The sequence below is a fragment of the Streptomyces sp. NPDC051561 genome, assembly GCF_044454195.1.
Classification (GTDB): domain Bacteria; phylum Actinomycetota; class Actinomycetes; order Streptomycetales; family Streptomycetaceae; genus Streptomyces.
Map to the genome: position 1 here is coordinate 80,213 of NZ_JBITDM010000005.1, position 19,762 is coordinate 99,974.

At 71.1% G+C, this 19,762-nt stretch carries 17 protein-coding genes; 11 read left to right on the plus strand and 6 right to left on the minus strand.

The window, feature by feature from the left end; translation table 11 throughout:
- The first annotated feature begins 63 nt into the window (after positions 1–63).
- On the plus strand, positions 64–2,421 hold the full coding sequence (locus ACIA73_RS13795) for a chitinase C-terminal domain-containing protein (protein WP_399438665.1): 2,358 nt from the start codon (positions 64–66) through the stop codon (positions 2,419–2,421).
- A gap of 95 nt (positions 2,422–2,516) precedes the next feature.
- On the opposite strand, the gene ACIA73_RS13800 is transcribed toward ACIA73_RS13795, so the two are convergent.
- Positions 2,517–3,737 carry an ROK family transcriptional regulator gene (locus tag ACIA73_RS13800; protein ID WP_399438666.1) on the minus strand — a complete coding sequence of 407 codons (1,221 nt, stop codon included), beginning with the start codon at positions 3,735–3,737 and terminating at the stop codon, positions 2,517–2,519.
- Positions 3,738–3,859: 122 nt separating this feature from the next.
- Here ACIA73_RS13800 and ACIA73_RS13805 point away from each other — a divergent pair, with 122 nt between their 5' ends.
- On the plus strand, positions 3,860–5,056 hold the full coding sequence (locus ACIA73_RS13805) for an MFS transporter (protein WP_399438668.1): 1,197 nt from the start codon (positions 3,860–3,862) through the stop codon (positions 5,054–5,056).
- A 104-nt stretch (positions 5,057–5,160) separates the two neighbouring features.
- A complete protein-coding gene (locus tag ACIA73_RS13810; RefSeq protein ID WP_399438670.1) occupies positions 5,161–6,546 on the plus strand; it encodes a uracil-xanthine permease family protein in 1,386 nt (461 codons plus the stop codon).
- A 112-nt stretch (positions 6,547–6,658) separates the two neighbouring features.
- Here ACIA73_RS13810 and ACIA73_RS13815 read toward each other — a convergent pair whose 3' ends face one another.
- Positions 6,659–7,783 carry a glycoside hydrolase family 6 protein gene (locus tag ACIA73_RS13815; RefSeq protein ID WP_399439028.1) on the minus strand — a complete coding sequence of 375 codons (1,125 nt, stop codon included), beginning with the start codon at positions 7,781–7,783 and terminating at the stop codon, positions 6,659–6,661.
- Positions 7,784–8,117: 334 nt separating this feature from the next.
- Here ACIA73_RS13815 and ACIA73_RS13820 point away from each other — a divergent pair, with 334 nt between their 5' ends.
- Positions 8,118–8,846 (plus strand): DUF5995 family protein, encoded by a 729-nt coding sequence (locus ACIA73_RS13820; protein ID WP_399438672.1) that lies wholly within the window; start codon positions 8,118–8,120, stop codon positions 8,844–8,846.
- A gap of 42 nt (positions 8,847–8,888) precedes the next feature.
- Here the strand turns inward: ACIA73_RS13820 and ACIA73_RS13825 are convergent, their stop codons facing one another.
- The 4 genes from ACIA73_RS13825 to ACIA73_RS13840 all read right to left on the minus strand — a co-directional run bounded on the left by ACIA73_RS13825 (position 8,889) and on the right by ACIA73_RS13840 (position 13,705).
- Complete coding sequence (locus ACIA73_RS13825) at positions 8,889–10,598, minus strand: flavin monoamine oxidase family protein (protein ID WP_399438673.1); 1,710 nt, start codon at positions 10,596–10,598, stop codon at positions 8,889–8,891.
- A gap of 85 nt (positions 10,599–10,683) precedes the next feature.
- Positions 10,684–11,493 (minus strand): carbon-nitrogen hydrolase family protein, encoded by an 810-nt coding sequence (locus ACIA73_RS13830; RefSeq protein WP_399438674.1) that lies wholly within the window; start codon positions 11,491–11,493, stop codon positions 10,684–10,686.
- A 256-nt stretch (positions 11,494–11,749) separates the two neighbouring features.
- A complete protein-coding gene (locus ACIA73_RS13835) occupies positions 11,750–12,205 on the minus strand; it encodes an Lrp/AsnC family transcriptional regulator (protein ID WP_384355419.1) in 456 nt (151 codons plus the stop codon).
- A gap of 18 nt (positions 12,206–12,223) precedes the next feature.
- On the minus strand, positions 12,224–13,705 hold the full coding sequence (locus ACIA73_RS13840; protein ID WP_399438675.1) for an amino acid permease: 1,482 nt from the start codon (positions 13,703–13,705) through the stop codon (positions 12,224–12,226).
- A gap of 377 nt (positions 13,706–14,082) precedes the next feature.
- Here ACIA73_RS13840 and ACIA73_RS13845 point away from each other — a divergent pair, with 377 nt between their 5' ends.
- Genes ACIA73_RS13845 through ACIA73_RS13875 form a run of 7 tightly spaced genes read left to right on the plus strand, consistent with a single transcriptional unit; the run spans position 14,083 to position 19,710 of the window.
- The gene (locus tag ACIA73_RS13845) at positions 14,083–15,114 is read left to right on the plus strand and encodes a GDSL-type esterase/lipase family protein (protein ID WP_399438676.1); all 1,032 of its coding nucleotides are present in this window, start codon (positions 14,083–14,085) and stop codon (positions 15,112–15,114) included.
- A gap of 57 nt (positions 15,115–15,171) precedes the next feature.
- On the plus strand, positions 15,172–16,053 hold the full coding sequence (locus ACIA73_RS13850) for an STAS domain-containing protein (protein WP_399438677.1): 882 nt from the start codon (positions 15,172–15,174) through the stop codon (positions 16,051–16,053).
- A gap of 5 nt (positions 16,054–16,058) precedes the next feature.
- Positions 16,059–16,490 carry an STAS domain-containing protein gene (locus ACIA73_RS13855; RefSeq protein ID WP_399438678.1) on the plus strand — a complete coding sequence of 144 codons (432 nt, stop codon included), beginning with the start codon at positions 16,059–16,061 and terminating at the stop codon, positions 16,488–16,490.
- Between the two features lie 4 nt (positions 16,491–16,494).
- Positions 16,495–16,956: an anti-sigma regulatory factor gene (locus ACIA73_RS13860; RefSeq protein ID WP_399439029.1), complete on the plus strand. Its 462-nt coding sequence runs from the start codon at positions 16,495–16,497 to the stop codon at positions 16,954–16,956.
- Entirely contained in the window at positions 16,956–18,077 is a 1,122-nt protein-coding gene (locus ACIA73_RS13865; RefSeq protein ID WP_399438679.1) for a SpoIIE family protein phosphatase, read from the plus strand. Before ACIA73_RS13860 ends, ACIA73_RS13865 begins: the two co-directional genes overlap by 1 nt.
- The gene (locus tag ACIA73_RS13870) at positions 18,074–19,321 is read left to right on the plus strand and encodes a PP2C family protein-serine/threonine phosphatase (protein WP_399438680.1); all 1,248 of its coding nucleotides are present in this window, start codon (positions 18,074–18,076) and stop codon (positions 19,319–19,321) included. The genes ACIA73_RS13865 and ACIA73_RS13870 overlap by 4 nt, the downstream gene beginning before the upstream one ends.
- On the plus strand, positions 19,318–19,710 hold the full coding sequence (locus ACIA73_RS13875) for an STAS domain-containing protein (protein ID WP_399438681.1): 393 nt from the start codon (positions 19,318–19,320) through the stop codon (positions 19,708–19,710). The genes ACIA73_RS13870 and ACIA73_RS13875 overlap by 4 nt, the downstream gene beginning before the upstream one ends.
- Positions 19,711–19,762 lie beyond the last annotated feature (52 nt).

A 19,762-nucleotide genomic window follows, 5' to 3' on the forward strand; every position in this document is an offset into this window, starting at 1 on the left:
GGACCTGACGTGCTGTCCCCCACTCGTACAAGATCGACCGGCGCCGGAAACGGCATCGGAACCGTGCGCTCCGCACGGCCCCGCCGCGCGGCGCTGCTGGCAGGCACCGCGACCGCCGCTCTCGCCGCTCTCCTCGGCGGCACCCTCTCCGCCCAGGCAGCGCCGCTCGCGGACGCGCCTGCCGCCCCCGCCGCCGTGGACAACGAGTCCTGTCGGCCCGACGGGCTCTACAAGACTCCGGGCGTGGACGTCCCGTACTGCTCGGTCTACGACACCGAGGGCCGCGAGAAGATGGGCGCCGACCACCAGCGCCGCATCATCGGTTACTTCACCGGCTGGCGCACCGGCAAGGACGGTCTGCCGTCCTACCTGGCGTCCGACATTCCCTGGGACAAGGTCACCCACCTCAACTACGCCTTCGCGCACATCGGCGGCGACAACAAGATCTCGGTCGGCGCGGACGGCGAGAAGAACGCCTCCACCGGCATGACCTGGCCGGGCGTCGCGGGCGCCGAGATGGACCCCGCGCTCCCCTACAAGGGCCACTTCAACCTGCTGAACAAGTTCAAGAAGCAGCACCCGGACGTCAAGACCCTGGTCTCGGTGGGCGGTTGGGCCGAGACCGGCGGCTACTTCGGGGACGACGGGAAGCGGGTCAACTCCGGCGGCTTCTACTCGATGGCCACCAACGCCGACGGCTCGGTCAACCAGGCCGGCATCGACACCTTCGCCGACTCCACCGTGGCGTTCATCAAGAAGTACGGCTTCAACGGCGTCGACATCGACTACGAGTACCCGACCACCATGAAGGACGCGGGCAACCCGCTCGACTGGCAGCTGGCGAACGCCCGCCGGGCCGGGCTGGTCAAGGGCTACGCGGCCCTGATGAAGAGCCTGCGGGAGAAGCTGGACCGGGCCGGCGCCACCGACGGCAAGCACTACCTGCTGACCGTGGCCGCCCCCTCCTCCGGCTATCTGCTGCGCGGCATGGAGACCTTCCAGGTCCAGAAGTACCTGGACTACGTCAACATCATGTCCTACGACCTGCACGGCGCCTGGAACGAGCACGTCGGCCCGAACGCCGCGCTCTACGACAACGGCAAGGACGGCGAACTGGCCGGCGCCAATGTCTACGGCAGCGCGCAGTACGGCGGGATCGGCTACCTCAACACCGACTGGGCGTACCACTACTTCCGCGGCTCGATGCCCTCGGGACGCATCAATGTGGGCCTGCCCTACTACACCCGCGGCCACAAGAACGTGCAGGGCGGAACCGACGGACTGTGGGGCAAGGCTTCGGCCACCAGCTGCCCCGCCGGGTCGGGTCTGACCAAGTGCGGTGACGGGGCGGTCGGCATCGACAACCTCTGGCACGACAAGGACGACAACGGCAAGGAGTCCCCGGCGGGCTCCAACCCGATGTGGCACGCGAAGAACCTGGAGAAGGGGATCGTCGGCGACTACACCACCAAGTACGGCTTCCCCGCGGGCACCAAGCTGACCGGCACCTATGTCCGCAAGTACGACTCCTCGCTGGTCGCGCCGTGGCTGTGGAACGCCGAGAAGAAGGTCTTCCTGTCCACCGAGGACGACCAGTCCGTCGGCACCAAGGCCGACTACGTGGTGGACCGGGGCATCGGCGGCACGATGATCTGGGAGCTGGCCGGCGACTACGGCTGGAACGCGGCCAAGGGCCAGTACGAGACCGGGTCCACGCTGACCTCGCTGATGTACGACAAGTTCAAGGCGGCCAAGCCGTACGGCGCGACGGTCTCCAACAAGGCGCTGCCGAAGAAGGCGGTGAACATCGGGGTGGAGTTCGGTGAGTTCAAGCTCGGCGACTCCAACTACCCGATCACGCCGAAGCTGAAGATCACCAACAACACGAAGACGGCGCTGCCGGGCGGTACCGAGTTCCAGTTCGACTACTCGACGGCGGCTCCGGCCAACGCCTCCGACCAGTCGGGCTTCGGCACGAAGGTGATCAGCAGCGACCACACCGGCAGCAACGTCGGCGGCCTGAAGGGCGACTTCCACCGGGCCTCGCTGAAGCTCCCGGCCTGGCAGGCCCTGGCGCCCGGCGCCTCGGTCGAGCTGTCGTTCAACTACTACCTGCCGGTCTCCACCCCGTGGAACTGGACGGTGAACATCGGCGGCACCAGCTACGCGCTCGCCGGTGACCTGGCACGCGGCATCGAGACCGTCGAGCCGGGCACGGGCCCGGGCCCCGGTCCCGACCCGACGCCGACGCCGACCCCGGGTGCGTGCACCGCGCCCGGCTACGCCGCGGCCACCGCGTACAACAGCGGAGCGACCGTGTCGCACAAGGCGCACCAGTGGAAGGCCAAGTGGTGGACGCAGGGCGCCGAGCCCGGCACCACCGGCGAATGGGGCGTCTGGCAGGACCTCGGCGCCTGCTGACGCCGCCCGCTTCGCTCCGCCCCGGCTGTCCACACTGTGGAGGGCCGGGGCGCAGTGCGTTACGTCCGGTGGAGGGCCGGGGCGCAGTGCGTGCGTTACGTCGCCGGGGCGAAGAGCTCGTCCTGGGCCGCCTCACGGGCGATCAGCAGCGCCCCGTCGAGCACCGCGCCGCCGCCGAGCTCGCCGGCCCGTACCTCCGTGTGCAGCGGTGACAGTTCCGCGAGCCGGGCCTCGACGCGGGCGGCCAGGGTCTTGCCGCCGGCCAGGCCCATGTCGCCGCCGAGGACGATGCAGCCGGGGTCGAGCACCGCCACCACGGAGGCCGCTCCGAGGGCGAGGCGCTCGGCGAGGGCGTCGAGGAAGGGTTCGGCCCGCTCGCCGGCCTCCAGGGCGGCGGTGATGACGGCGGGGCCGTCCTGCCGGGCAGGGGTGACGGCAGCTGCGGGATCGTCCCGCCGGGCGGCAGTGGCGTCCTGGGCGGCCACCAGGCCGTGTGTCGCGGCGAGTTCGCAGACCGCGGCGCCGCCGACGAGGGAGTGGAAGCCTCCGTCGCAGCCGGTGGCCGAGGGCAGCCCGGCGGTGCCGGGTACCGGCAGGAAACCGATCTCGCCCGCGCCTCCGGACGCACCCCTGCGCAGCTTCCCGTCCAGGACGACGGCCGCGCCGACCCCCTCGCCCAGCCAGAGGTAGACGAAGGTGTCGTGGCCCCGGGCGGCGCCGAGGCGCTGTTCGGCGACGGCGGCGAGGTTTGTCTCGTTCTCGACGAGGACGGCGGCGGGCAGCCGTTCCTGGAGTACGGCGACGAGTCTGCGGTGCCAGGCGGGCAGCCCCGAGCTGTCGCGCAGCTCGCTGGTGGCGGGGTCGATCAGGCCGGGGGCTCCGATGCCGACGCTGTGCAGGGTGACGGCGCCCGCGGTACGGGCGGTGCGTTCGAGGAGGGCGACCGCCGCTTCCACGGCCGCCTCGGTGGGTACGTCGCCGGCGATGGGCAGGGTCGCCTCGGCGAGGGTGCGGCCGAGCAGGTCGGCGACGCCCACGCCGACGCTGCCGGTGCGGACGTCGAGGGCGGCCAGGTAGGCGCGCTCGGCGACGATTCCGTACACCCGGGCGTTGGGCCCCCGGCGCTCGGTGCCGGACTCTCCGACGACGGCGACCAGTCCGGCGTTCTGGAGGCGCTCGACCAGGTCGGCGACGGAGGGGCGGGAGAGGCCGGTGAGGGTCTTGAGCTGTCCCGCGGTCAACGGGCCCTCCTCCTGGAGCAGTTGCAGGGCGCGCCGGTCGTTGATGGCGCGGGCGGTGCTCGGAGAGGCGGGCATGACCGGATCCTTTCAGATCTATTTATCAGGCAGGCTTCCTGATAGTTTACTGCGCGATACGGATCGACACCCATGCCGGTACCGACCGAAGAAACCGAGAACGCAGGGACGCTAGGGGAGACATGGAGTTCACCACGCAACGGCTGAAGCAGGCGCGGTACGCCATCGCGGCCGTCTTCTGTGTCCACGGGGCGGTGACCGGCAGTTTCGCCACCCGCATCCCGTGGATCCAGGACCACGCCTCGATCAGCGCGGGCCAACTGGGCCTGGCCCTCGCCTTCCCCGCGATCGGCGCGTCCGTCGCGATGCCGCTGGCCGGGGCGATCAGTCACCGCTTCGGCGCCCGCACCGCACTGCGCGGTCTGCTGATGCTCTGGACACTGGCCCTCACCCTGCCCTCGCTGGCGCCGAACATCTGGTCACTGTGCGCGGTGCTCTTCGTGTACGGCGCGACGGCCGGCATGTCGGACGTGGCGATGAACGCGCTCGGCGTCGAGGTGGAGACCCGGCTCGACAGGTCGATCATGTCCAGCCTGCACGGCATGTGGAGTCTGGGTGCGCTGATCGGTTCGGCGGGCGGCACGCTCGCCGCGCACATGGGCAGCGACGCCCGCCTGCACCATCTGCTCGCGGCCGTCGTGCTGACGGTGATCGGGCTGGTCGCCTGCCAGGGCGTACTGGATCTGCACAGCGCCCCGGAGGCGGAGGCTCCGCCGCGCTTCACGCTGCCGCCCAAGTCGGCGCTGATCATCGGCGCGGTGGGCTTCTGCGCGGTGTTCGCCGAGGGGGCCAGCCTGGACTGGTCGGCGGTCTATCTGCGGGACGTGCTGAACACCGATCCGGGTCTGGCTGCGGCGTCCACCACGGCGTTCGCGCTGACCATGGCGGTGGCGCGGCTCATGGGCGACCGGGTGGTGGACCGGTTCGGTCCGGTGCCGACCGTGCGCGTGGGCGGTGTGGCGGCGACCGTCGGCGGGGTGCTGGTGGTCGTGGCACCCGGGGTGCCACTGGCGCTGACCGGGTTCGCGCTGATCGGGCTCGGGGTCGCGGTCGTCGTACCGCTGGCCTTCGCGGCGGCCGGTCGCAGCGGTCCCAACCCCAGCCAGGCCATCGCGGGCGTCGCCACCATCACGTACACCTCCGGCCTGATCGCGCCGTCCGCGATCGGTGCGGTGGCGGACGCCACCTCGCTGGTGGTGTCGTTCGGGCTGGTGACGGTGCTGGCGTTCGGGCTCGTGGTGGGTGCTCAGGTGCTGCGCGGGGCGGGGCGTCAGGACGCTCCGGCCCCGGAGCGGGGAGCTTCGCCCGTCGGCAAGTGAGCCGAAGGTGCGCCGGGAGCGAGCCGGGGAGTGAGCACTGCTTTTCAGCCATACCATTTGCTTCGGTCGATTCCGATCACAAGCAGAGCTGAACAGGAGTACCCATGGGCCTCGGCGTCCGCTGGACCTTGCACGGTGACGGGCGCACTCCGGCGCCCGGAGCCGTCGTCCGCCCCGACGAACGACTGTCGTGGCCGCGCACCGCGGGGCTGGGCGCGCAGCACGTGGTGGCGATGTTCGGGGCCAGCTTCGTCGCCCCCGTGCTGATGGGTCTCGACCCGAACCTGGCCATCATGATGTCGGGTGTCGCGACCGTCATCTTCCTGCTGGCCACCAAGGGCAAGGTGCCCAGCTATCTGGGCTGCTCACTGTCCTTCGTGGGGGTGGCCGCCGCGATCCGGGCGAGCGGCGGCGACAGCGCGACCATCACCGGCGCGGTGTTCGTGGTCGGTGCGGCGCTGTTCCTGGCGGGTCTGGCGGTGCAGCGGTTCGGCGCGCGGATCATCCATGCGGCGATGCCGCCGGTGGTGACCGGTGCGGTCGTGATGCTGATCGGCTTCAACCTGGCGCCGGTCACGGCGTCGACATACTGGCCGCAGGACCAGTGGACGGCGCTGCTGGTGATGCTGTTCACCGGATTGGCCGTGGTGGCGCTGCGCGGATTCCTCTCGCGCATCGCGATCTTCCTCGGGCTGATCTTCGGCTACGCGATCTCCTGGATCTTCGACCTGGTCTTCGGGAAGATCAACTCCTCGGTGGGCGGCGGTCCGGCCGCCGAGCACTGGCGGCTCGACCTCTCCGGCGTCGCCAAGGCGGACTGGATCGGCCTGCCGTCCTTCCACGGACCGAGCTTCGAGTGGTCGGCGATCCTGGTCGCCCTGCCCGTGGTGATCGCGCTGATCGCGGAGAACGCCGGGCACGTCAAGGCCGTCGGTGAGATGACCGGTGACAACCTCGACGACAAGCTGGGCACCGCCATCGCCGCCGACGGCGCCGCCTCGATGCTGTCCACCGCGGTGGGCGGCCCGCCCAACACCACGTACTCCGAGAACATCGGCGTAATGGCCGCGACCCGCGTCTACTCGACGGCGGCCTACTGGGCTGCCGCCTGCTTCGCCCTGCTCTTCGGTCTGTGCCCCAAGTTCGGGGCGGTCGTGGCGGCCATTCCGGGCGGCGTGCTCGGCGGCATCACCGTCATCCTGTACGGCATGATCGGCCTGCTCGGCGCGCAGATCTGGATCAACGCCAAGGTGGACCTGCGCAATCCGCTGAACCTGGTACCGGCCGCCGCGGGCATCATCATCGGCGTCGGCGGAGTCAGCCTGAAGGTCACCGACAGCTTCGAGCTGAGCGGGATCGCGCTGGGCACCATCGTGGTGATCACCGGCTACCACGTGCTGCGGGCGCTGGCGCCGGCGCACATGAAGGAGGCGTCGCCGGAGCGGGAGCCGCTGCTGGACTCGGGTACCTCTTCGTACGACAAGAGCTAGTCGCCGGTACGAAAGCGCCCGGTGGACCCGAGGTTTCGGGCCCACCGGGCGCTTTCTCCTGTCCGCTGTTTCCTTGAACCCCGCTGCTCAGCTGTTTCCTTGAACCCGCTGCTCAGCCGTTGGCCAGATCCACCGCGTAGTCCGGTGTGAAGCTGCCCGCGGACCCCTTGCAGCCGTCGGACTCGCCCGGCAGCTTGACCCAGAGATACGCGTCGATGCGCGACTCACCGGTGTTGGTCGTCGGCGGGCGGCCGAGCGCACGGCCCGACGGGTCGCACCACTGGCCCGCGGCCGGGGCGCCGTTGCCGTTGCGGCTGGTGTCGATGACCGCGCCCAGTGAGGACGGCCCGCCCAGCGCCGCGAGCACCCCGCGCGCGTAGGCGACCTCGTCGGAGGTGCGGTGGAAGTTCGACACATTGGTGAAGATGCCGTCGCTGCTGGTCGCGGCGTTGGCCTGGCGCAGATAGCCCGCCATCTTGCCGGGGCTGTGCCAGCCGGAGTGGCCCCCGTCGAAGTAGACGCGGGCGCGCGGGTTGGCCGCGTGGATGGCCTGCCCGGCGCGGGAGAGCGCGGCGAAGCGGGTGGCCCGCTGGCCCGCCGAGAGGCACTCGGTGAGGGCGATCGAGTCGGGCTCCAGAATGACGATGGCGTCCCCGCTGCCGAGCCCGGCCGCGAACTTCTTGATCCAGCTGTCGTACGACCCGTAGTCCGGCGCACCGCCCTGCGAGGCGCCGCCGCAGTCCCGCTCGGGGATCGCGTACGGGACGACGACGGGCACCCGGCCCGCTGCCGCCGCACCGGCGGTCACCGCCCTGACCCTGCTGGTGATGGTCGACGGATTGAACTCGGCGAACCACACGGCGGCCGGCTGCGCGGCGATCTTCGACTGGATGAGCGCGTGCCGCGGGTCGCCCCGGTTCGCCCGTACCCAGTCCAGAACCTGGGACTCCGGGTGCAGGTAGAGGCTGCCGGAGACCGGTGCGCTCTGATTCCTGGGCGGTGCGGGCTTCTTCTTGGGGGGCGGCTTGGGGGCCGGCTTCTTCGTCGCGGTGGCGGTTGCGGTCGGCGACGGTGAGGCGGTGGTGGGTGACGGGCTGGGCGCCGCGGGCAGCGGTGGCATCTGCGGCGTCCTCGTCACCTCGGGGCTCGCGGTGGTGCGGTCCTTGTCGCCGGAGGTCGCGGAGACCACTCCGGTGACCGTGCCGACGGCCACCACGGCCGAGGCGACCACGGCCATCGCACCGCGCAGGGTGGCAGCGTTCACCCGCTTTTCACGGCCGCCCGGGCCGCTGCCCGGTCGACGGGCTGCCCGCGCCGCCCGTCTGGAACCCGAAGCGGCACCCGAGTCCGGGCCGACCACCTGGTCCGCCTCGCTCCCGGCGCTCTCAGCACCCGTCATGGTGCTGTCGCCACGTCTGCCTTCGACGCGGCGGTTCCGGCGTGGGCCGGTTATGCCTGACACCGTGTCTCTCCCCCCTTCCCCCCGGGTTCCGGGGGCTCTCGTTCCCTCGTTCTGGGGAAGCCCCGGCCCGGCTGCATCGTGCAAAGCCTATGACTGGGACGCTGCCCCCATGGCACAGATCGAGCACTTCGCAGTTCAAAGGGACCGTACACGGCCCGCCGAACTGCTCACCCCGCCGTCGTCCGTGCGCTCCGTGGTGGAACGGATGCGCAACGTTCGCTACGAGTGGCCCCCCACTGACGGGGTGGCGGTCTTCAACCGGGTCTATCTGACCGTGACCGAGGAACTCGGCCGGCAGATCGACGGCGGGCGGTTTCCCCGCCCGCGCGCCGCGGCCACGCTGGGTGTGCTCTTCGCGGAACGATATCTGGGCGCCGTGGACGCGGCCGCCGCGGGTCGCCGTACGCCCGCCTGCTGGCGCCCGCTGTTCCAGTACCGGCGCCATCCGGGCGTACGGCCGCTGCAGTTCGCGCTCGCGGGAATCAACGCGCACATCGGGCACGACCTGGCGCTCGCGGTGGTCGACACCGCTGCGGCACTGGGGTGCGAACCCGCCGCCCTGGAGGGCGAGTTCGACCGGGTCGGGGACACCCTGGCGGCACTGGAGGAGCGGATCCGCGAGGACCTGATGCCGGGCCCGGACCTGCTGGAGATCGCCGACCCGCTGACCCATCTGGTGGGCACCTGGAGTCTGGAGCGGGCCAGGGACGCGGCCTGGTCGGCGGCCCGGGTCCTCTGGGGACTGCGCGAACTCCCGGATCTCTCGCAGGAGTTCGCGCAGCGCATGGACGCGGGGGTCGGCCTGGTGGGCCGGTGTCTGCTGACTCCCCTGCGCTGAAGGCCATTGTCCGCCCCGCGGTGGGGGTGCGGACTCGGGCCCTCAGTCCTCCGGCAGCTCCACCGGCGCGATCTCGTCGTACACGTCGCCCGGGCCAGGGTTGGTGCCGTCGGTGGCGCCGCCGAAGTGGTGCATCACACCCCAGACCGCGTTCAGCGCGGTCTGGATCGCGCCCTCGGCCCAGCCCGCCGTCCAGGAGATGTCGTCGCCCGCGAGGAAGATGCCGCGCTTGTCCTCGGGGAGGCGGTCCTGCATGAAGTGGGTGAACAGGCGCCGCTGGTAGCGGTAGTGGCCCGGCAGGTTGGCCTTGAAGGCGCCCATGAAGTAGGGCTCGTTCTCCCAGGACACGGTCACCGGGTTGCCGATGATGTGCTTCCGGATGTCGACCTTCGGGTAGATCTCGCCGAGCGACTTGAGCATGACCTCCATCCGCTCGTTCGCGGTCAGCGGCAGCCACTTCAGGCTGTCGTCGCACCAGGTGTACGAGAGGCAGATGGTGGCCGGCTTGTCCGGGCCGTCGTCCAGGAGGTACGTGCCCCGGGTCATCCGGTCGGTGAGCGTCATCGACATCACGTCCCGCCCGGTCGGGTTCCCCCTGTCGTCGACGGCCTTGTCCAGCCAGAACGGCCGGTCCACCGGCACGAAGAGCTTGGAGGACTCCATGTAGTGGGTCCGCTCCATCGCCGTCCAGTGGTCGATGGGGAACAGCGAGTCGTCGCAGGAGATCTTGGAGAGCAGCAGCCAGGACTGGGCGGTGAAGATCGCCGCCCGGTAGGTGCGGATGTCGCCGGAGGCGTCGGTGACGGTGATCCCGTTCTTGGCCGTCCGGTGCAGCCGGGTCACGGCGGGCCTGGGCTCGCCCCCGTGCAGCTTGGCCAGCGAGGTGCTCTGCGCCCAGTGGACGATCTTCTCGGGCTCGCGCTCCCAGAGGCGCAGCGGAAGCTGCTGGCTGCCGCCGTCGATGCCCCGGTGGTGGTCGTCGGCCTCGGTGTAGACGACGCGCAGGATCTCCAGGATGGAGTTCGGGAAGTCGGTGTCCCAGCCGCCCGTGCCGAAGCCGACCTGGCCGAAGATCTCGCGGTGCCGGAAGGACTTGAAGGCCTTGGACTCGCAGAGGAACCCGTAGAAGGTCTGGTTGTCGAGCTTCTCGACGAGCTCGGCCCAGATCTCACGGATGCGCGGCACGTCGCGCTCGCGCATCGCCTGGTTCATGTCGGAGAAGTCGGCGCCCTCCTCCAGACAGGCGTTCCAGGCGGCGGCCACGTCCCGGTAGACCTGCGGGAGGTCGTCCACCGTCTCCGCGTAGTGCGACTCACCCTTGAGGTCGACGACCGTCGAGGGGGTCTCCGGGGCGAGCGGGTTGGGGAACGGGCTCGTCTTCAGCCCCACCAGGTCGATGTAGTGCTGGAGCGCGGTCGAGGACGGCGGGAAGCGCATCGCGCCCATCTCCGCCGTCAGCCCCTCGGTCTCGGGTCCGTCGAAGCCGACGGTCCGCAGCCGGCCGCCGATCTGGTCGGCCTCGTACACGACGGGCTTGAGGCCCATCTTCATCAGCTCGTACGCCGCGACGATGCCGGACAGCCCGCCACCGATGACGGCGACCTCGCTGCCCTGTTCGGTCGCGGGTATCTGGCCGAGGCCCGCCGGGTGGGCCAGGAAGTCGTCGTACGCGTACGGGAAGTCCGGACCGAACATGGTGATCGGCGGCTGCGCGTCGGTGTGCTGGACGGCGGTGGGCACCGTGGACGTCATGGGGTACGGACTCCTAGCTGGGCAGGGCGAAGTGAGGGGGTGGTCGGACCAGGGGGCCTGGGGTCGGACCAGGGAGGGCCCGGGATCAGACCAGGGAGGCGTACAGCCCCGGGCGTCGGTCGCGCAGATACGGATTGGTCTCGCGCGAGGCACGCAGCAGTGCGCCGTCCACCTCGCCGACCAGCAGTTCCTCGCCGCGTCCGGCACGCAGCCGGGTGGCGCCGTCGGGGCTCGCCAGGCAGCTCAGCCCGACGAACTCGAACTCGCCCTCCGGGCCGGTCCGGTTGACGTACGCGACGTACATCTGGTTCTCCCAGGCGCGCACCGGGACGACCGCCTCGGCGACGAACTGGAAGGGGTGCATCTGGGCGGTCGGGACCAGCAGCAGATCGGTGCCCGCCAGCGCGTGCGCCCGTACGTTCTCCGGGAACTCCACGTCGTAGCAGATCATCAGCCCGATCCGCAGTCCGCCCAGCTCCGCCTGCACGACCGGCACTTCACCGGGGGTGAAGCTGTCCTGCTCGAAGCCACCGAAGAGGTGGGTCTTGCGGTAGTTGGCGAGGCGGGTGCCGGTGGAGTCGATCAGCTGGGCGGAGTTGTAGACCTTGTCGTCGTCGCGCTCCGGGTAGCCGTAGACGACCGCGAGCCCGTGCCGTACGGCGATGTCCGCGACCGCGTCGGCGGCGTCCCCGTCCGCACTCTCGGCCAGCCGGTGGACGTCCTCGCCGATCGCGTATCCGGTCAGGAACATCTCCGGGCAGACCAGCAGCCCGGCCCCGGCGTCCGCCGCCCGGGCGGCCGCCTCGTCGAGCGCCTTCAGATTCGCGGCCACGGAACCGGGACGCCCGGAGCTCTGGAGCAGGGCGGTACGGAGCGGCGGCGTCGACGACGGCATGGCTGACCTCGGGCGGTGTGCGAAGGGTGGGGGAGGACGTAATGACGGTACGGGCCGGTCCTCACCCCCGACAAGGCGCGAGCGTTGCGCACCGAGTGCGTATCCGTTGCGTCAGAAGGGGTGTCGGTGGCGATTTGTTGTGCGGGGGCCGGGGCTGCGTCCGCGGGGCAGCCGCGCCCCGCTCCCCCACCCGCCCCGGACAGCGCGGAGCCCCCCGCGCCTGACGTCGCGCAGGGGGCTTCGGGGTGGGCGCTTCCTAGGCCGGTGATCCGGACGAGAACCTCCGCAGCAGCGGCGAGAGCACCAGTACCGACTTCGTCCGCTCCACGAACGGCTCCCCCGCGATCCGCTCCAGCACCCGCTCGAAGTGGCGCATGTCGGAGGCGAAGACCTGGACGATCGCGTCCGCCTCCCCGGTGACGGTGGAGGCGGACGCGATCTCGGGGTACCGCTCCAGCCCTCGGTTGATCGCCTCGGGCGAGGTGTTGCGCCGGCAGTAGATCTCGATGAAGCCCTCGGTCTCCCAGCCCAGCGCCGCCGGGTCCACCCGCACGGTGAACCCGGTGATGGCGCCTTCCGCCCGCAGCCGGTCCACCCGCCGCTTGACCGCGGGGGCGGACAGGCCGACCAGGGAACCGATGTCGGCGTACGAACGCCGGGCGTCCTCCGCCAGGGCATGGACGATGCGCTCGTCGAGATCGTTCAGTCGCACTGCGGGTGGATCACATTTCTACGCGTCTACGGAGGTCTTCTCCGGCGCGCCCTTCGCCAGCTGGGAGTGGCGCATGCCGTATCCGAAGTAGAACACGAGTCCGGCGGCCATCCAGATTCCGAAGACCACCCAGGTCGCGGAGCCGAGCCCGAACATGTTGTAGACGCAGAAGACGAAGCCGAGGATCGGGAAGACCGGGCCGAGCGGCACCCGGAAGGTCCGCTTCAGGTCGCGGCGGGTGTAGCGCAGGATCACCACCGCGATATTGACCAGGCCGAAGGCGAAGAGCGTGCCGATGCTGGTGGCGTCGACCAGGTTGCCGAGCGGGATCGCGGCGGCCAGGATGCCGCAGAACAGCGACACGATGACCGTGTTCACCCGGGGTGTCCGGGTCTTCGGGCTGACCTTGGCGAAGACCTTCGGCACCAGGCCGTCGCGGGACATCGCGAACAGGACGCGGGTCTGGCCGTACAGCACGGTCAGCACCACGCTGGCGATCGCGATGACGGCGCCGGCGGCGAGCAGGGTGCCCCAGAAGGCCTGCCCGGTGACGTCCTTCATGATCCCGGCGAGCGCGGCCTCCGAACCCTCGAAGCCCTTCCAGTTGCGGGCGCCGACGGCGACGGCCGCGACCAGGACGTACAGCGTGGTCACGATGATCAGCGAGAGCATGATCGCGCGCGGCAGGTCGCGCTGCGGGTTCTTCGCTTCCTCACCGGCGGTGGAGGCGGCGTCGAAGCCGATGTACGAGAAGAAGAGGGAGGCACCGGCGGCGCTGACGCCCGCCGTGCCCAGCGGCATGAAGTCGGCGTAGTTGCCGGACTTGAAGCCGAGGAAGCCGATCACGCAGAAGAGCAGCAGGGCGCCGATCTTCACCGCGACCATGATCGTGTTGGCGCGGGCGGACTCACGCGCTCCACCGAGCAGGAAGGCCATCGCGAGCAGCACCACGACGAGCGCGGGGAGGTTGAATATGCCGCCGTCGCCGGGCGGGGCGGACAGGGCGTCGGGGATGGTGACGCCGATCGTCCCGTCGAGGAATTCATTGAGGTACTCGCCCCAGCCGACGGCCACCGCCGCGACCGAGACGCCGTACTCCAGGACCAGGCACCAGCCGCAGATCCAGGCGACGAGCTCACCCATCGTTGCGTACGCATACGAGTAGGAGGACCCGGAAACCGGGATGCTGCCTGCCAGTTCGGCGTACGAGAGGGCCGAGAAGAGCGCGGTGAGACCGGCGATCACGAAGGAGATCGTGACGGCGGGGCCGGCCTTGGGAACTGCTTCGCCAAGGACGACGAAGATTCCGGTGCCCAGGGTGGCACCGATGCTGATCATGGTCAGCTGCCACATCGAGAGCGAGCGCCTGAGCGAGCCGCCCTCACCCTTGCCACCCTCGTTGACCAGCCGCTCGACCGGCTTGAGGCGGAACAGCGGGGACCCACCGGTCCTGCGGGGGGACGGTGGGACGACGGGTGGCGCTGCGCCTTGATCCAACACGGGGGTGGCTCCTTATCGCTGCCTCAACGGGCGGCGGCGACCACGGCGGGGCACAGGTCTCGCAGGCATGACGAAGCAGCCGGAGCCCGGGAACCGCCGAGCAGGCGGTCGCCGCCACTCCACGTACAGCGGTGAAGCCTATGAGGTGTCCGTTCCCACTCGTAATGCAGCAACCTTGCGCATCGACGGATGATCATTGCGTACATCCGACGTGCGCGACTCTTTATTGCGCCCCTACTTTCGATTTCCTTTTTGTCCGGTACGTCAACTCGTCCGCCAGGTCTGCCCTTACAGCCGTTCGGCTCATGTCCACCCTCCGGGCCGGGCAGGCTGTCCAGTGACCGGCCGCTGCCGCCGGCGGACCGAGGGAGGCGTCGATGACCTGGCTGGATCCGGGGCACTTTCTGCGTGGAGTGGCGTGGCGTGACGAGGACGGGCAGCCCGTGCGGGCCGATCCCGGCGACCTGGACCGGCTGCCGTGGGACGTGCTGGAGCGGGCGGGGGTGCCGGTGGGCGTGCGGCTGGAGTTCGTCGCGTACGGGGCGGACGCGGTCGAGCTGCACTACCGGGCCGAGCCCGGCGACGTACCGCACGCGTTCGGGCTGTGGGCGGACGGCCGGCAGTGGGCCGAGGTGCTGGCCGATCCGGCCGACGAGTCGGTGGTACGTCTCGAACTCCCGCCCGCCCAGGGCCCGTTCACGGTCTATCCACCCGAGTCGCAGTCTCCGCACTTCCTTGGCATACGCGGCCTGGGCGGTCGTATAGAGCCCGCCCCGCCGCGCCCCCGCTGGCTGGTGCACGGCGACTCCATCACCGAGGGATGGTGGTCCACCCGGCCCGCGCACGCCTGGCCCGCGGCGGCCGGACGCGCTCTCGGCCTGGACACGGTGAACCTCGGCCACGCGGGCGCCGGACGCGGTGAGCTGGCCGTGGCCCAGCACCTCGCCCGTGTCCCCGCCGAGGCCCTCACCCTCGCCTTCGGCACCAACTGCTGGGGGTGCACCCCCTTCACACCGCCGCTGCTGACCGAGACGGCGCGGGCCTTCCTCGCCCTCGTACGGCAAGGTCATCCGCGCACCCCGCTGCTCGTCCTCTCCCCCGTGCTGCGACCCGCGGCCGAGCAGGCCCCGAACCCGCTCGGGGCTACGCTCGCCGAACTGCGGGACGCGCTGGAGGACGTCGTACGGGAGCGGATCGCGGCAGGCGACGAGCGGCTGGCGCTGCTGCCGGGGCACGGACTGCTCGGCCCCGAGCACCTCGCGGACGGACTGCACCCCAATGACGAGGGGCATGCGGTCCTCGCGGACGCGGTCGCGACGGCGATGGGGGAACTGCTGTCGCGGAGGGAAGCGGGGCGGCCCCGAGCAGCTGGGGGAGATGCAACGCATGGGTTGCGCCGGGCGGGGTAACCGGGGCGAGGCGGGCTGTGTCAACCGGCAGGCCGACGCCGACAGCGAGAGGTGTGTGTGAGTACCAGCGAGACAACCGTGCGCGACAGCCTTCTGGACGCCCTGCGGGAGCGGGAACAGGAGATCGCGGACCGATGGGTGCGGCTCCAGTTGGACCGGTCCACCCTCGGCGCGGACATGAGTGAGTTCGAGCTGCGCGAGGAGGCGGATCTGCTGATCTCCGCCCTCAGCGCCGGGCTGGCGAGCGACGTACCCGTGGAACGGCTGGTGACCTCCCAGCACGAGCTGCGCAGGACGGTCATCGAGCTGTCGCTGCGCCGGGCCCGCGCGGGCGCCACCCCCACCGCGACCTCCCTGGCGGTGCTCTCGCTCAAGGAGGCACTGCTTGAGGCGATGCAGCACACCACCAAGGACACCGCCGAGCTGTTTTCCGCCGCGGTGCTGGTGAACCGGCTGCTGGACGCGGCCGGCGCGCTCTCCTTCGAGACGTACGTCGAGGGGCGCGAGGAGATCATCCAGCGGCAGTCCCGTCAGCTGATGGAACTGTCCACCCCGGTGGTCAGGCTGTGGCACCACGTCCTCGCGGTGCCACTGATCGGCACCCTGGACACCGCGCGCACCCAGGTGGTGATGGAGAACCTGCTGCAGGGCATCCAGGACCACGAGGCGAAGGTCGCGATCATCGACATCACCGGGGTCCCGGCCGTCGACACCGCCGTCGCCCAGCACCTGATGCACACGGTCAACGCGGTACGGCTGATGGGCGCGGACTGTGTGATCTCCGGCATCCGCCCGCCGATCGCACAGACCATCGCCCAGCTGGGCATCGACCTGTCCACGATTCTGACCCGGGCGACCCTGGCCGACGCGCTGGCCGCCGCGGTCCGCCTCACCGACCAGCCATCGGTCTCCGACAGCCACGCCCCGGCGGGGCCATGACGCCCATGAACGACGCTCCGGGCATGCCCCGGATTCCGCAGCAGACCGGGGTGCCGATCCTGCGGCTCGGCGATGTCCTGGTGACGGGTCTGCTGAACGAGCTGGACGACAAGGCCGCACTCGCCTTCACCGACGAGCTGACCACCCGGATCGTCAGCGACGCGGCCCGGGGCGTCCTGATCGACATCTCCCGGCTGGAGATCATCGACTCGTTCGTGGCCCGCACCCTGATGGAACTCACCACCATGGCGCGACTGTTGGGCGCCCGGGTGATCGTGGCGGGCATGCGGCCCGCGGTGGCGATCACCCTGGTCGAGCTCGGTCTGCAACTGACCGGAGTGGAGACGGCCCTCAACGCGGAGCAGGGTCTGCTCACGCTGGGCTGGCAGCGAATGCCCCGGCCCGCTGCGGAGGCCCCCCGTGACTCTCTACGATGAAAAGCTGACCCACACGACGGAGTTCGCCGCGCGGCAGGAGTCGCCCCCGAAGGCCGTCGGGAGATATGCCGTCGTCACCGAGGAGGACCTGCTGACGATCCGCCACGCGGTGCGGGCCGCCACCGTCGAGGCCGGTTTCGGTCTGGTCGACCAGACCCGGATCGTCACGGCCGCCAGCGAACTGGCCCGCAACGCCTATATCCACGGGGGTGGCGGCAGCCTGGCCATCGAGCAGGTGCGGCAGGGCGGCAAGCGCGGGCTGCGGCTGACCGTGAGCGACGAAGGGCCCGGCATCCCGGACCTGGACACGGCGCTGACGGACGGTTTCACCACCGGGGCGGGGCTCGGCCACGGGCTCGGCGGGGCGCGGCGGCTGATGCACGAGTTCTCGGTGCGCAGCACCACAAGCCCGGACGCGACCGGCCGGGGCACCACCATCGTCGCCACCCGCTGGAACGTCCGCTGATGTCCGCCGCACCGGAACCCTCCCGCGCGGACCGGCCGGGCATGTGCCCGCCCGTCTCCACGCGCGTCCGGATCGACCACTACAGCGCGGTCCATCTCGCGGCGGCCACCGCGAGGCGGATCGCCCTGGACAGTGCGCTGCCGGGGTCCCTGCCCGACCGGGCGGCGGTCCTGGCCAGCGAGCTGGCGAGCAACATCGCCAAGCACGCGCAGGAGGGCTCGGTGTTCGTACAGCCGCTGCCGCTGCGCGCGGGCCTGGAGATTCTGGCCGCGGACCGGGGCCCCGGCATCCCCGACCTGGGCGCCGCCCTCACCGACGGCTTCACCACCACCGGCACCCTCGGCTCGGGGCTCGGCGCGGTCCGGCGGATCGCCTCCGAGTTCACCCTGCGCACCAGGCCGGGCCTGGGCACCCTGATCTGCGCCCGCATCACCGCCCCGGGCGCCCGGCCCGCCCCCGGTCCCGACCTGGCGGCGCTCTGTCTGCCGGTGGAGAGCGAGGAGCGCTGCGGCGACGGCTGGGCCGTTTCCGATACGGAGACGGGGCAGCGGACCGTGCTGGTGGTGGACGGCCTCGGGCACGGACCGCCCGCCGCCGAGGCCACCGAGGCAGCGCTGCGGGCCTTCCACCGGGACCCCTCGCTGCCGCTGCCCACCCTGATGACCGCGCTGCACCGGGCACTGCGACACACCCGGGGCGCCGCGGTGGGGCTGCTGCGGCTGCGGCCCGGCGGGGACGCCGAGCACTGTTCGATCGGCAATGTGCGCACCCAGGTGGTCGGCTTCGACGGGGTGCGCTCGCGGCTGACGGGGGTGCCCGGGGTGGTCGGCTGGAACATGCCGCTGCCACGCGTCCAGCGCGTCGCGGTACCCCCCGGCTCCACGCTGGTGCTGCACAGCGACGGCATCGACAACCGCTGGACGCACGACGCGGCCCCGTTCCTGCTGCGGCTGCCGCCGCCGCTCCTGGTGGCCTCGCTCGCCCACGACTTCCGGCGCAGCCGCGACGACGCGACCGTGCTCGCCACCGGCTCCCCGGCTCCGGCATCATCCGGCCCGGCCACCGCAGCACCCGGCCCCACCCCGGCGGGCCCGCACGGAATCCCGAGAAGAGACGCATGATCCCGCACAGCACCACCCACCACTCCCTCCTCGGGTTGCGCAGCACCCTGCGCCGCCTGGCGCACCAGCTGCGACTGCCGGTCGAGCTGCGGGCCCGGCTGGCGCTCGCGGTGTCCCAGGTGGCCGCGGGGGAGCTGGGGGCGGGGCGGTCGGTGTCGCTGCACGTCAGCCGGGAGGCCGACCCGGACAGCGGGCGCACCGCACTCACTGTCCGGCTGCGCACCCCGCTGGCCCCCCGCCCGCCGTCGCTGAAGGATCTCCCGCTGCCCGCCCACCGGATGCCGGGCGCGGCGGCGGTCTGGCACCTGCCCCAGTCCGCCGAGCCGCCGCCCCGCGCCCCGGTCCCGACGACCGGCGCCCCCGGTGTCGCCGACCTCCTGGAGGAGGAGCTGCGCGCCGCCGTCGCCCGCGCCGACAGGCTCGCCGAGGACCACAAGCGGCTCAAGCACGAGCTGGCCGAGACCAACAGCGGCGTACTCGCCCTCTATGTCCAACTGGAGGAGCGGGACGAGCAGTTGAGGCGCGCGCACGGCCAGATGCTGCGCGAGCTGGAGGACGCCCTGCGGCCGCCGCCGGTCCGGGTCGACGGCCTGGAGATGGCGGTGCACTACGAGCCGGCCGGCACCGACGCCCCGACCGGCGGCGACCTCTACGACTGGTTCCTGCTGCCCGACGGCCGGGTGCACATCACCCTGGTCGACGCCCTGGGCCATGGCGTCACCAGCACCCGCAGCGCCCTCAACGTCACCCACGCCGTACGGACACTGGCCCTCGAAGGCCACCCGCTGGACTCGATCGTGGAGCGCACCGACGAGATCCTGCTGCCCTTCGACCGCGAGCTGATGGCGACGGTGCTCCTCGCCCGGATCAACCCGTCGGGCGGGGGCCTGACTCTCGCCAACGGCTCCCATCCGCCTGCCCTGGTGGTACGGGAGGACGGCTCCACGGAGTTCCTGGACGTGCGCGGGCGCGGCATCGGCTATCCGCTGCCGGGCAGCGAGCGCCTGCTGTACGAGGAACTGGCACCCGGCGATCTGCTGGTGCTCTACACCGACGGCCTGACCGAGAGCAGACGGGACCCCCGCGAGGGGGAGCGCAGGCTCCAGGAAGCGGCCGGACGCCACCGCCATCTGCCGATAGAGAAGATCCCCGGCGCCATCGCCGCCGATATGCACACCGTGATCCTGCATCCGGACGACACGGTGGCCCTGACCGTACGCCGCACCCGCGAGGACAGCGCATGAACCGTGACAAATCCAGTGGTGACAAGTCCTGGGACAGTGACCGTGAACTGACCGTCAGCGTCCGGGAGTTGCCCGACGGGCTGGTGGTGACCATCGGCGGCGACCTCGACTTCGACAACTCGCCGCAGCTGCGCTCGGTCCTGGTCCACCTGGCCCTCTCCCCGGGCAAGCTGCTCGTTCTGGAGCTTTCCGGGCTGACCTTCTTCGACTCCACGGGCATCACGATGCTGATCATCGCGCGCAAGGTGGCGCAGGCGGCGGGCGCGGACATCGTGGTCAGTGGGGTGGGTCCGATGGTGGCGAAGATATTCCGGATCACCGGGCTCGACGCGGTGTTCCGCGCCTTCCCGGACCCGGAGTCTGCCTTCACCGCACGCGCTCACAACTGAGGGGGTCGCAGGGGAAATGAGTTGCTGACATCGGGGTATGCGAGCGGTTGAT